The 11,841-nt window shown below is 63.0% G+C and carries 14 protein-coding genes and 2 pseudogenes; 10 read left to right on the top strand and 6 right to left on the bottom strand.

Features of this window, described 5'->3' with window-relative positions; genetic code table 11:
- Positions 1-185 precede the first annotated feature (185 nt).
- The 4 genes and pseudogenes from FEF26_RS15815 to FEF26_RS14485 all read right to left on the bottom strand — a co-directional run bounded on the left by FEF26_RS15815 (position 186) and on the right by FEF26_RS14485 (position 2,111).
- Positions 186-323: a hypothetical protein gene (locus tag FEF26_RS15815; protein WP_166433060.1), complete on the bottom strand. Its 138-nt coding sequence runs from the start codon at positions 321-323 to the stop codon at positions 186-188.
- 202 nt (positions 324-525) lie between these two features.
- Entirely contained in the window at positions 526-756 is a 231-nt protein-coding gene (locus FEF26_RS16300) for a DUF1538 family protein (RefSeq protein ID WP_138254250.1), read from the bottom strand.
- Positions 734-1,000, bottom strand: a pseudogene (locus FEF26_RS16445) (DUF1538 family protein); the annotation flags it as partial. The gene FEF26_RS16300 and the pseudogene FEF26_RS16445, both read right to left, overlap by 23 nt.
- Before the next feature lie 427 nt (positions 1,001-1,427).
- Positions 1,428-2,111, bottom strand: a complete 684-nt coding sequence (locus FEF26_RS14485; protein WP_138254249.1) for a Crp/Fnr family transcriptional regulator — start codon at positions 2,109-2,111, stop codon at positions 1,428-1,430.
- Between the two features lie 192 nt (positions 2,112-2,303).
- Between FEF26_RS14485 and FEF26_RS14480 the strand changes: the two genes are divergently transcribed.
- From FEF26_RS14480 to FEF26_RS16440, 4 genes and pseudogenes are all read left to right on the top strand, one after another.
- Positions 2,304-2,537, top strand: coding sequence for a heavy-metal-associated domain-containing protein (locus FEF26_RS14480; RefSeq protein WP_138254248.1), 234 nt, complete (start codon positions 2,304-2,306; stop codon positions 2,535-2,537).
- A gap of 91 nt (positions 2,538-2,628) precedes the next feature.
- Positions 2,629-4,635 carry a heavy metal translocating P-type ATPase gene (locus tag FEF26_RS14475; protein ID WP_138254247.1) on the top strand — a complete coding sequence of 669 codons (2,007 nt, stop codon included), beginning with the start codon at positions 2,629-2,631 and terminating at the stop codon, positions 4,633-4,635.
- A 96-nt stretch (positions 4,636-4,731) separates the two neighbouring features.
- The gene (locus FEF26_RS14470; RefSeq protein WP_138254246.1) at positions 4,732-5,157 is read left to right on the top strand and encodes a cupin domain-containing protein; all 426 of its coding nucleotides are present in this window, start codon (positions 4,732-4,734) and stop codon (positions 5,155-5,157) included.
- A 187-nt stretch (positions 5,158-5,344) separates the two neighbouring features.
- A pseudogene (locus tag FEF26_RS16440) lies at positions 5,345-5,428 on the top strand (hypothetical protein); the annotation flags it as partial.
- Between the two features lie 26 nt (positions 5,429-5,454).
- Here FEF26_RS16440 and FEF26_RS16160 read toward each other — a convergent pair.
- Positions 5,455-5,667, bottom strand: a complete 213-nt coding sequence (locus tag FEF26_RS16160) for a hypothetical protein (protein ID WP_243730608.1) — start codon at positions 5,665-5,667, stop codon at positions 5,455-5,457.
- Positions 5,668-5,888: 221 nt separating this feature from the next.
- Complete coding sequence (locus tag FEF26_RS16155) at positions 5,889-5,996, bottom strand: TetR family transcriptional regulator (protein ID WP_243730609.1); 108 nt, start codon at positions 5,994-5,996, stop codon at positions 5,889-5,891.
- A 31-nt stretch (positions 5,997-6,027) separates the two neighbouring features.
- Here FEF26_RS16155 and FEF26_RS14455 point away from each other — a divergent pair, with 31 nt between their 5' ends.
- From FEF26_RS14455 to FEF26_RS14430, 6 genes are all read left to right on the top strand, one after another.
- A complete protein-coding gene (locus tag FEF26_RS14455) occupies positions 6,028-6,336 on the top strand; it encodes a DUF305 domain-containing protein (protein WP_243730607.1) in 309 nt (102 codons plus the stop codon).
- Between the two features lie 7 nt (positions 6,337-6,343).
- Entirely contained in the window at positions 6,344-8,545 is a 2,202-nt protein-coding gene (locus FEF26_RS14450) for a heavy metal translocating P-type ATPase (protein WP_166433058.1), read from the top strand.
- Positions 8,546-8,555: 10 nt separating this feature from the next.
- Positions 8,556-8,858 (top strand): metal-sensitive transcriptional regulator, encoded by a 303-nt coding sequence (locus FEF26_RS14445; protein ID WP_138254244.1) that lies wholly within the window; start codon positions 8,556-8,558, stop codon positions 8,856-8,858.
- A 15-nt stretch (positions 8,859-8,873) separates the two neighbouring features.
- Positions 8,874-9,788, top strand: a complete 915-nt coding sequence (locus FEF26_RS14440; protein ID WP_138254243.1) for a helix-turn-helix domain-containing protein — start codon at positions 8,874-8,876, stop codon at positions 9,786-9,788.
- Between the two features lie 253 nt (positions 9,789-10,041).
- Entirely contained in the window at positions 10,042-11,172 is a 1,131-nt protein-coding gene (locus tag FEF26_RS14435; protein WP_138254242.1) for an ArdC-like ssDNA-binding domain-containing protein, read from the top strand.
- On the top strand, positions 11,172-11,841 hold a 670-nt coding region (locus FEF26_RS14430; protein ID WP_138254241.1), incomplete at its 3' end, for a bifunctional DNA primase/polymerase. The genes FEF26_RS14435 and FEF26_RS14430, both read left to right, overlap by 1 nt.

Below are 11,841 nucleotides of genomic sequence, written 5' to 3'. Positions count from 1 at the left end.
TTACGTCCACAGCCTGTAACTTCTGCGGCGATAATGCCCGCTCGCCCTCGATCTGCAAGAGGCGTGGCACTCTTGTAGATAAGTTTCCGGAGCATGGATGTGGTTCAAGGAATGGCATAGTTAAGTGAAGACGGTAACGGGCTGCCTGGGTATGGCAGCGGCTCCAACGCGTACAGCCCTAGAGGCTAAGCTCCGGAATGGCGACTGCCCCCTAAGGAGTCCGGGTCGCTCAGCTGGGACAGAGAGATCCGTTCCACCGGCACTGCGAAGCAGATACGGTGCTTGTCCTCACCCTCGTAGATGACTTGGTTCAAGGATGACATGACCGGCTTGACCTTGTCCTCGGGGGGCAACATGATGAGGGCCGTCTGCGCCCCAACGAACAGGGCAGGGCATCACGCACAACGGTTCCCAGGCCGACGACAAAGTTGACCCACCAGGATGATGAGCCCTCATCTGCAACGGTGGTTACGGTCTGAACTTCACCGAACTGGTAGACCACGACCCCGTAGAGCTGAACGCTGACTAGGGCACCGTTACACAGAGTGCGACCAAGCCGAAGCCGTCCCGCAGTAGGCTTCGGCCGCCGATGGACGCAGCCAATCCGATGCCGATAGCGGCGATGAGAGGTACGGTGACGATGTTGGTCGTCACCCCGCCGGAGTCGAAGGCGAGCTGGCGACTTCGGGCGGAGAGGTGACGGTCAGGACGATAACAGCCCCGTAGCCGCCCATCAGGATGCGGTGCAAGGGCCAACCAAGGAAGACGGGCAGCGCCCCAGCACCATGACGGAACCCACGCTGATGCCGATGACCAGTCGCAGGACCAGACTGTCGAGGCGACCCTTACTGACGAGTTCGGCCTGATCTCCAACGGAGATTAAGGCAGGCTCGGCGATGACGGCGGCAAATCCAATTACGAAGCAGAAAGGCAGCAACTTCCATAACGAACCGGACCGGACTAGCTTATTCGTGATGGACTTCCCTACCGGAAATACGCTTCGTTCGAGCCCTCAAGGAACAAAGCTATGCCTGCACCGACGATTACCATCCCGAGAAGCATTGAGTACCAACCTTCTGGGACCTGGCGGAAGATTGCCGCCTGGAAAAGTGCCACGACGCACAGGATAGGAACGAGCGCTCGCGATGCATGCACGAACCGCCGGACTAGGGACCTGGCTAATTTCACAGGCGTCCGTTCAGTGAGGTCACATCAGGAAGGGACCAGGACCAATCCTCGAGGGCGTGCGCTGAGCGAACAATCCTACGGCGTAGACCCCAGTTCTTTAGGTTATTGATGCACTCATGACGAAGCGATCGGTTGAGCACGTTACGTCATCTCAGTGGCTCGCTATTTGCCAGTAAAACTGAATTGTACGTGTACGGTGGGCCTTACCCAGCGGAACCATGCATGAGCGGGGCTGCCCGTTATTGGGGCATCGCTAGACGTTCTAATGCGTCGAGATCGAGAACTAAGACGTCGCGACGTCCTTGGAGCTGGATGGTGCCTGAGGCCGAGAGTTCTGCAAGCCGCCGGCTTAGTGTCTCTGGTGTAGTACCCAAGTAGGTGGCGATTTCCTTCTTAGCCATAGGCAGCCGGACAGTGGGGATGCGGCCCCGCCCTGCGCTAGTCAAATCGAGCAAGTACGCCGCGACGCGGGCGGTGACATCGCTGGAAGTGATGGCCACTAACTGCCGTTCAACGGAAGCAAGCCTATCGGAGAGAGTCTGCAACATCTGCTGGCTAATTTCAGGGTAGTCGCGTATCAGGTTCGAAAGGTCGGCATGGTTGAAGACGCACATCTGGCTGTCTTCGAGCGCGAGGAGGAGGTCATTCGGCCGATGCCCCGAGAGGAAGGCGCGTTCACCAACGACGTCGCCTTCGGTGACCGTGCGCAGGACCTGTTCTTGACCATTAGCAGCTAAGTGGCTGACCTTGAGCTGTCCGCTGTGTACTACCAACAGACGCGAGACCGAATCTCCGGGGGTATAGACCGGTTCCCCCCTACGGACAGACAGCGGGCGGATGAACTCCGCGACGTGTAACTGCTGCTGGTGCGTAAGTCCCTGGAAGATCGGAACTCGGGTAACGCACAAGTCTCCCTTGGCCATGTGACGAGCCTACCGGGACCCACATCGTGGGACTGTTCCGGCTTCCAGAATGTGTCCAATGGTCTCGTAGCAAGGGCGGTAAAGGTGCTCTGGCAAGGCCGGCGCAAACTTGACCTACGTCAAGGAGTTCCGGGCGCTACCAACCTAGGGTGAGAGTGTCCAGACGGAACATCACGACGAAGGGACCCCGAAATGACTGCTCCCACCACCACCCACACCGTCCTGAGGGCCGAGGGCTTCTCCTGCCCCTCATGCGTGGCCAAGATCGAAAAGCAAGTAGGCCGTCTTAAGGGCGTCGAGAAGGTGAAGGTCCATTTCGCCTCGGCTCGCGTCGAAATCGACCACGACGCCGCACGCGTCTCCGTGGACGACCTCATCACCGCCGTTGCCAAGGCCGGCTACAAGGCCGCCCCATCTGCCTTCTAAGCCCAACGCCCACGGCCGGTTCGCGCACAACCTTGCCTAATTCTATTTTGCCGGTCCGTCGGCACGAAACCCAGAAAGGTCGTACCCGAAAGTGAACAGGCTCCAGAAATGGGTCTATGGGAACTGGTCGGTTCCCGTCGTGTCTGGTGTGCTTATCATCATCTCGTTCGCCATACAGTGGCTGGGCGGGGGTGGGGCCAACGTCATCGTCGGCCCGCAGTGGTGGCTCGACGCCGGCGCGCACGCCACCCACGCCAGCGCGGCGTTCACTCTCGGGGATGTCTTCATGCTTGCTGGTGCCGTGGTGGCCGGCTACAGGATCGCGGTAAAGGCCGTTCGCGCGCTGATCGCTAGGATCATCGGCATCGACTTGCTCGTGTCGGTCGCGGCGATCGGCGCGGTCATCATCGGCAATTTCTGGGAGGCCGCGGCAGTCACGTTCCTGTTCGCGATCGGCCACGCCCTGGAGGCTGCGACCTTGAACAAGACCCGCTCGGCACTGGCCGAACTCGTGGCCGTCGCCCCGGATTCCGCAATCGTCATGCGCGAGGGTGAGCAACAGGAGATCCCTGCCGGGCAGGTGAGAATGGGCGAGATCGTCTTGGTTAAGAACGGCGCGAAAGTGCCCGTGGACGGCCAGGTCGTCTCCGGCACCGGCGCCCTCGACGAAGCCTCCATCACCGGCGAATCGATCCCGGTGGAGAAGACCAAGGGCAGCCAGGTCTTCGCCGGCACCGTCTCCCGCGGCGGCTTCCTGCAGGTGCTGGCCACCGGCATCGGCGCGGACACCACCCTGGCCCGCATCATCCATCGGGTGGAAGAGGCCCAAGACGCCAAGGCCCGTACTCAGGCCTTTATCGACCGTTTTTCCCGCTGGTACACACCCGCCGTAATGGTGCTGGCGCTGGTGGCCGGGCTGATCTCTGGTGATGTGGTCCTGGCACTGACTTTGTTGGTCATCGGGTGCCCGGGGGCCCTGGTGATCTCCATTCCGGTTGCGATCGTGGCCGGCATCGGCCGCGCGGCCCGCAACGGCATCCTGATCAAGGGCGGGGAGTTCCTGGAGACCTCGGCGAAGATCTCCGCGGTGGCTGTGGACAAGACGGGCACGCTCACCGAGGGTCGCCCCCGGCTGACCGATGTCGTCGTCCTGGATCCCGCGCTGGAGCGGACCGAGGTGCTGCACTGGGCAGCCGCCGCCGAGGCCGGCTCTGAACACCCGCTGGCCCGTCCCATCCTGGAGACCGCCCACGCCGAGGGAGTCGGCCCGCAGGGCGTTCCCGGCACCGTCACCCCGGTCCCCGGCAAGGGCATCGTGTCCGAGGTCGATGGCCGCCTGGTGCTGATCGGCAACCCGTCGCTGCTGGAGCAGTACGGCGTCCCCGACAGCGCAGTCGCCGGAGCGACCCGGACGGCCCAGGACCTGGCTGCCGATGGGAAGACGCCCATGATCGTCGCGGTCGACCAGACGGTGATCGGCGTCGTCGCCGTTGCCGACCAGGTCCGCCAGGATGCACCCGAGATGGTCGCGCGCCTGCACCGGTCCGGCGTCGAGAAAGTGGTCATGCTCACCGGGGATACCCGACTGGTGGCAGAGGCCATCGGGAAGGCTACCGGGATCGACGAGATCCACGCCTCCCTGCTGCCCGAGGACAAGCTGGACGCGGTCACCCAACTCCAGCGTCAGGGCCACACCATCGCCATGGTCGGCGACGGCGTCAACGACGCCCCGGCCTTAGCCACCGCCAATATCGGCGTGGCCATGGGCGCGGCCGGCTCGGCCGTGGCCGTGGAGACCGCGGACATCGCCCTGATGGGCGACAACCTCCTCAAGCTCCCGGAGGCCATCGGCCTGGCCAAGCGGACAGTGTCGGTCATGCGGCAAAACATCGCGATCGCCCTGATCACCGTGGTGCTGCTCCTGGCGGGAGTCTTCGCCGGCGGGGTGACCATGTCGATCGGCATGCTCGTCCACGAAGCCTCCGTACTGGTGGTCATCGCCAACGCGATGCGACTGCTGCGCAACACCAGAGGCTCCACCGCCATGCCGAAGAGCGAGCGGACCACCCCACAGGCAGTCGAGCAGGTATCCGCCTGACCCCACCGAGCGACAGCGGGCGCGCGGCCCCGGGCACCGGGCAGTTCAAAGACCTCAACAATCGAAATCACTACACGAACCAGAGGAAACCGAATCATGAGCGGAAACAGCTTCACCCTTGGAGACAACGTCGAGCATTTCACCATCGCGGAGGTGGCCAGGGACAACCCCGACTTCCGGAAGGTGCTGTGGACCGGTGAGCACGCCCAGATCGTGGTCATGACCATTCCGCCCGGCGGCGAGATCGGGGACGAGGTCCACGAACACACCGACCAGATCTTGACGTTTGTCTCCGGAAGCGGAGAAGCCGACCTCAACGGCCACACGCACCCCATCGATGCCGGTGACCAGTGCGCGGTACCGGCCGGCGCCCAGCACAACTTCCGTAACACCGGGGACCAGCCGCTGGTGCTGTACACCATCTACAGTCCACCGCAGCACGCTGCTGGCACCGCCTTTGCCACCCGAAAGGAGGCTGACGCCGCCGAAGCCGCCGGTGAGGACGAACCGCCCCGGCCCTGATCCCTACTGTCCCGATAACCCGCGCGGGACATGGAGACGCCCTCCCAGTCCAGATCACAAGGAGATCCATTCATGTCCACGGTTTATGTCTTCACGGACTACGGTGGACCCGAGAGGCAGCAGCTGATCGATCGGCCTCCTCCATGCCGGGCCCGGGGAACTCGCCATCGAAATCCGAGCCGCCGGTGTGAACCCGGCAGACTGGAAGATACGGGAAGGACGCCTGGACCGTCGCTGGAGCCTGCCGGCGTCGACCTGCCGCGAAGCTCCCGGTCTGGTCACTCAGGTTGGCGTCTCTTATTGCGGCTCGCCTTTTGGCGCTGTCGTATCGAATGCTGGAGTGAGAATCGCATCGATAAGCACTGGCGCTTCCCTCGCGTCTACCCTTCCGGTGCGAACCTCTTCGGCTGCGCCGTTCATCAACACATGGGTGGTGGTTAGCATCCACGTGACAGGCAAGTCGTCACGGAATGTACCTTCGCGCTGGCCGCGAATCAACAGGTTTCGCATGCGCGCCTCAACCCTTCGTGGAGGTCTCGGATGCGCGACGCTGGGAGCTCCTTCTGTGCAGCGGCCAGAAGGTTGCGAGCCTGGTCCACCAGGGTCCAACTGGAAGCGACCAGTCGCCGGAAAGCTTTACCTGCGTCTCCGTCGAGCGGAACTCTTCTCAGCACCTCTTCACCTTGCTTGATACTTTCGGCCAGGGCGGCGTCGATCAGTTCGGGCCGGTTCTAGAAGTGCCCGTAGAGCGTCATGCGGCCAACACCAGCCTCAGCTGCTATGTCAGCTACTGAGGCGTCGGGGTCCTTGTGAAGTGTTGTCTCTCTGGCTGAGGATATTCGGGACGCTCAGCAGCCCGAGATTGACCAGATGACCTCCTGGCTCCAGGCCTGGGGTCATGAACCCGATGACAATCACAGCGGCCACGACGACCACGGGGAAGCCCACGAAGGAATGATGGGCGAAGAAGACATCGCCGAGCTCGAGGCTGCCGAGGGTGATGACGCTGCACGCCTGTTCATAGAACAAATGATCGTCCATCACGAAGGTGCGGTCTCGATGGCCGAGAGCCACCTGGCCAACGGGGAGAGCCCTGAGGCCCTGGAACTGTCAGAGGAGATCATCAGCGTCCAGCAGGCTGAGATCGACCAGATGGAAGACCTGCTGGAGAAAGTGTAGGACCCTGATGACTGAGCACCAGCACGGGCACCACGACCACTCAGGCCACGGTCACGGCCCCGCCGGAGCGCACGCCCCCGAGGGAGGCCACGACCACTCTGAGCCTCATCATGGGCATGCGATGCACCCCACAGGAGAGGCCACCCAAGAGAACGCGGCCCACGGCCACGACCAGCATCAGCATGATCACTCCGCGCATGCCGGGCATGGCCACAGCGGACACGGGGGCCATGGTGATCACGTCGGGCAGTTCCGTCGGCTGTTCTGGATCATGCTGGCCCTGGCGGTGCCGGTGGTGGGGTTCAACGAGATGTTCGCCCATCTGGTCGGCTACCACCTACCTGAAGCCGAGTGGGTCTGGTGGGTCTCTCCGATCCTGGGGACAGTGATCTATGCCTGGGGTGGTTGGCCATTCCTCACCGGGGCGGTCTCAGAGATACGCTCTGGCAAGCCGGGGATGATGCTTCTCATCGGACTGGCCATCACGGTGGCGTTCATCGCTTCCTGGGGTGCAAGCCTGCACCTGCTGGATCACGAGCTGAACTTCTGGTGGGAGTTGGCCCTGCTGGTGGTGATCATGCTGCTGGGCCACTGGATCGAGATGCGATCCTTGGCCCGGACCAGTTCAGCTCTGGATTCGCTGGCCGCGCTGCTGCCGGATGAGGCGGAGAAAGTCACCGACCATGGGGTGGAGAAGGTCTCCCCGGCCGAACTGACTGTCGATGATGTGGTGATCGTCCGCCCCGGTGCCTCTGTACCTGCTGATGGGCAGGTGATTGAGGGCTCGGCGAGTATGGATGAGTCGATGGTCACGGGGGAGTCCAAGCCTGTCCGTCGTGACGAAGGCGATCATGTCGTGGCCGGGACGGTGGCCACTGACTCCGGTATCCGGGTACGGATTACCGCCACCGGAGACGACACCGCCTTGGCCGGTATTCAACGTCTGGTCGCTGATGCCCAGGCCTCATCCTCCCGGGCTCAGCGGACCGCCGATACAGCAGCCGGGTGGCTGTTCTGGTTCGCCCTGGTCGCCGCACTGATCACTGCCGCGGCCTGGGCCGTGCTGGGAATGCCTGATGCTGCTGTGGTGAGGACCATCACCGTGCTGGTGATCGCCTGCCCGCACGCCCTGGGTCTGGCGATCCCGCTGGTGGTCTCCATCGCCACCGAACGCGCCGCCCGTGGGGGCGTGCTCATCAAGGACCGGCTGGCCCTGGAATCGATGCGCACTGTGGACTCGGTGCTGTTTGACAAGACCGGCACGCTGACCAAGGGAGAACCTACCGTCACCGGGGTCGAACCCGCTCGGGGGTATACCGGCGACGAGGTCCTGGCTCTGGCCGCAGCGGCCGAAGCCGACAGTGAGCACCCGCTGGCCCGGGCCATCGTCGGCGCAGCATCCCACCACAGCCTGGAGGTCCCTGCGGCTAAGGACTTCTCATCCTCACCAGCTGTAGGGGTCCGTGCCACAGTCAAGGGCACCGTGATTCAGGTCGGTGGCCCCTACATGCTCAGCGAGCAGCACCAAGATGAACTGCCCATCGCAGAGCAATGGAGGAACGAAGGCGCGATCATCCTCCACGTCCTGGTCGACGGCGAGGTCGTCGGCGCCCTGCGCCTGGCCGATGAGATACGTCCTGAATCCCACGCCACGGTCGAAGCCCTCCACGCCGTGGGTGTCCAGGTGGTCATGATCACCGGGGACGCCCAAGCAGTCGCCGACACCGTTGCCGCCGAACTGGGCATCGACCGGGTCTTCGCCGGGGTCCGCCCCGAAGACAAGGCAGCCAAGGTCAAGGAACTCCAAAAGGAGGGGCAGAAGGTGGCCATGGTCGGCGACGGCGTCAACGACGCCCCAGCCCTGGCCCAAGCCGATGTCGGTATAGCCATCGGTGCCGGAACTGATGTGGCCATCGGCTCTGCCGGGGTGATCCTGGCCAGCTCCGACCCACGCTCCGTGCTCTCGGTGATCGACCTGTCTCGCTCCAGCTATCGGAAGATGAAACAGAACCTCTGGTGGGCAGCCGGCTACAACCTCATCTCCGTGCCCCTGGCCGCAGGAATCCTCGCTCCAATCGGATTCGTCCTACCCATGAGCATCGGCGCGATCCTGATGTCAGCCTCCACTGTCGTCGTCGCGCTCAATGCCCAACTACTGCGCCGCCTGGACTTGCGGCCAGAAGTTTCCACCCGAAACCTCACCACTTAGGAGGCCCCTCATGTCTACCGAAGCACCTGCTGAACACGGCTATATCAGTGACAAAGACCGCTACCTCGCAAGGCTGAAACGCATTGAAGGCCAAGCGCGCGGCATCCACCGCATGGTCGAAGAAGATACCTATTGCATCGACATCCTCACGCAAATCAGCGCGCTGACTTCCGCCCTGGAGAACGTGGCGCTCGGGCTATTGAATGATCACCTCAAACACTGCGTGGCTCACGCCGCGCAAGTCGGAGGCGCAACCGCTGACGAGAAGATCAATGAAGCTTCTGCGGCGATCGCTCGCCTCGTGAAGTCCTGACACCTGGGATCAACCATGGATGGAGTAAGGGCATCTCCATTCATCTTCCGCCCCATCGTCGCGGAAACATCAACGCACACCTCCGCCCTGAGACCACTGGCTCATGACTGGGTCCGGGTGGTCTTCCTACGATCGGGAACGGCCATCGTCTACAGCGAGTTCGGCGAACAGCCGCTGCGTCCCGGCGACGCACTCCTGCTCGGGGCCAACGTGCTCTCAGGGTGTCACCCCGAAGAACCTGTAACAGCCACCACGATCTTCCTGGACCGGGACTACCTAGTAGACAAGATGTTCTGGCAGCACTCAGCTGTGCTGACACACCGACTGGAGGCGAGCCAACTCCTAGACGATCCCTACGTGGAGCCCGCCCAAATCCTTCATCTCAGCGATCAGGACTTCACTGAGATTATCCCCTGGCTTGATGAACTGACCGAACTCAGTTGCGACCAGGAAAATAGCGGAGGCTTCATTTCTACAGAACGCCTCCTGCTCTGCATTATCCAAGTGATCGTGCCCCACATCGAGGTCTCAGCCACCCGACGCAGCGCCACTCAGCGTCATACGACTGAGCCGACTCAACCTCGTCGCCGAGTCCCAAGTCCTCTGCGGCCAGAAGCCCGTCGAGCAGCCGAGATGATGCGGTCAGACCTCACCCATCGGTGGAGCTTGACCGAGCTGGCTGAGACGGTGCATTTATCGGTACCGCAGTTCCACAGGATCTTCGTAGATGCATATGGCAAGACACCGCAAACCTACCTGACAATGCTGCGGGCTGAGGAACTGGCGCGTCTTCTACGAGAGACCGACCTCCCGGTAGAGGTGGCGATGCGCCAAGTAGGGTGGAACACCCGAGGCCATGCGGCCCGATTCTTTCGTCAGTATCTCGGAGTGACGCCAGCCAGGTATCGAGAACTGACACAAACTCGGTGATACCGCCCGACGATGCACTTCTTCTCATCGCCGCGCCACTTCTTATCACATTGCTGGTTCATGGCCTGCGCCGGTGGCTCCTGGGTTGATAGGCCGGACAGGACTTGTCGGGTTCACCTCATGTGTCCCTGATGGTCACCGCCGTAGACGTTGTCTCCGATGTCCGTCATCGTCTCGCTGGTCTTCCCGGCGCACCTGATAGTCACCAGGCTCCTCCGCCTGGCGACGCCGATCAGTCCTGGGAGCAAGGGCGATGGCAGAACAGAGAACAGAATCCCCTCGCGACCGACGAGAGGCCAAGCTCGACGAGCTGCACGGACGACTGGCCGGTGCTGTCGAGCAGTTGGTCTCGGGTGAGGACTGGCAGCAGGCGATGGCGTTCGCGGCCAGGTTCCGGTCGCGGTCGTTCAACAACACCCTGCTGATCTTCGCTCAGCACCAGGACGCTTACGAGAAGGGTCTGGTGGGTGAACCGTCGCCGTCGTATGTGGCGGGGTACCGGCAGTGGCAGCAGTTGGGCCGACAGGTGCAGAAGGGCCAACCGGGCTACATGATCTATGCCCCGGTCACCGCCCGGTTTGCCACGAGTGATCCTGCTGATCCTGGGTCGTGGAGGCGGTTGGATCGTGGTGAGAAGCCCCGGGCGGGTGAGGTGGTGCGTTCCCGGATGGTGGGGGCTAAGCCTGCCTATGTGTGGGATGCCGCCCAGACCGCTGGGGACCCGATTCCTGAGCCCCCGGCACCGCAGCTGTTGAAGGGCCAGGCCCCTGCTGGGTTGCACACCGAGTTGTCCCGGCTGATCCGCGAGCAGGGATTCACCGTGGTCGGGGCTGGGAGTGCCGCTGAGCTGGGTGGGGCCAATGGGATCACCGACTACACCGCTAAGCAGGTTGCGGTGCGTTCGGATATGGACCCTGCTGCGCAGGTGAAGACCCTGGCTCATGAGTTGGGGCATGTGTTGATGCATGGGCCGAACCAGCAGGAGGCCCGTAGCCACCGGGGTGTGGTCGAGGTTGAGGCCGAATCGGTGGCGCTGATGATCGGTGCCGCTCATGGGATGGACACCAGTGACTACACGATCCCGTATGTGTCCACGTGGGCAGCGCAGGTGAAGGATCAAGAGCCTGCTGAGGTGGTCAAAGCCACCGGTGAACGCGTCGGCAAAACCGCCATCTCGGTGCTAGAACAGTTGAACACCTCGCAGGTGACGGACGGCACCCCGCCCGGGTTGGAGCGTCACCATCCCCAGCGCAGTGGTGCTGTCCGGCAGAGCCCCGAGGCGAAAGACGTGCAGAGGACCGGGCCGGTCCGATCGATACCGGAGCCGGCTGGGGTGCGGCGTGAACCGGTGGCCTCCAGTGGTGTGGAGAGGTCGGGGTTGTGATGGCCGGGCTTGCTTCCTTCACCCAGGTTCTGATCGACACTCGTGAGGCGGAGCTTCCGGTGGTGGCCTCCCAGCTGGCTGCTGCGGGGGTGCCGGTATTCCCTTGTGTGCCGGGTGCGAAGCGTCCGTTGACCGAGCATGGGTTCCACGACGCCAGCACTGACCCTGTCCAGGTTGAACGGTGGTGGGGCCGATGGCCGGAGGCGAATATCGGTGTGCCCACCGGGCAGGTCTCGGGTCTGGTGGTGGTCGATGTTGATGTCCACTCTGAGACCGACGGATACCGATGGTTCGGCCGAGCCAACCGTGCCGGGCTGACGATCGGGTGGGATGTGTTGGTCTCGACCCCCTCGGGTGGGATGCATGCCTATTACCCGGTGGCCTCGGGCACCGAGCAGCAGCGGTCGTGGCAGGCGGCCATCGCGGGGATAGATTTCCGTGGCGATGGCGGCTACATCATCGTGCCACCCTCAGTAGTCCAGTACGAGGATTCTGCTGTGGCCTATCGGTTGGCCCGGATCGCTGGGGCTCCGCCGCGGCCTGTGGATGCCTCCGGGTTGAGGGAGTTCCTGGACCCACGCCCATCACCGGCCTTCCGGCGAACCACACGTGGGCCTGGGCGTGAGGCTGATGTGTCCCGGTTGGCCTCCTGGGTGGCTGCCCGTGGGG

Origin of the sequence: Nesterenkonia salmonea, assembly GCF_005771525.1 — a bacterium.
Classification (GTDB): Bacteria; Actinomycetota; Actinomycetes; order Actinomycetales; family Micrococcaceae; genus Nesterenkonia; species Nesterenkonia salmonea.
The sequence above is the reverse complement of the archived record's forward strand: the minus strand, read 5'-3'. Positions and strand labels throughout refer to the sequence as shown.

Coding starts and splice junctions, on each gene's coding strand:
- FEF26_RS14445 (WP_138254244.1), top strand. CDS start 8,556: ATGTCTACCGAAGCACCTGCTGAACACGGCTATATCAGTGACAAAGAC.
- FEF26_RS14455 (WP_243730607.1), top strand. CDS start 6,028: ATGACCTCCTGGCTCCAGGCCTGGGGTCATGAACCCGATGACAATCAC.
- FEF26_RS14480 (WP_138254248.1), top strand. CDS start 2,304: ATGACTGCTCCCACCACCACCCACACCGTCCTGAGGGCCGAGGGCTTC.
- FEF26_RS15815 (WP_166433060.1), bottom strand. CDS start 323: ATGTCATCCTTGAACCAAGTCATCTACGAGGGTGAGGACAAGCACCGT.
- FEF26_RS14470 (WP_138254246.1), top strand. CDS start 4,732: ATGAGCGGAAACAGCTTCACCCTTGGAGACAACGTCGAGCATTTCACC.
- FEF26_RS14435 (WP_138254242.1), top strand. CDS start 10,042: ATGGCAGAACAGAGAACAGAATCCCCTCGCGACCGACGAGAGGCCAAG.
- FEF26_RS14450 (WP_166433058.1), top strand. CDS start 6,344: ATGACTGAGCACCAGCACGGGCACCACGACCACTCAGGCCACGGTCAC.
- FEF26_RS14440 (WP_138254243.1), top strand. CDS start 8,874: ATGGATGGAGTAAGGGCATCTCCATTCATCTTCCGCCCCATCGTCGCG.
- FEF26_RS16160 (WP_243730608.1), bottom strand. CDS start 5,667: ATGCGAAACCTGTTGATTCGCGGCCAGCGCGAAGGTACATTCCGTGAC.
- FEF26_RS14485 (WP_138254249.1), bottom strand. CDS start 2,111: ATGGCCAAGGGAGACTTGTGCGTTACCCGAGTTCCGATCTTCCAGGGA.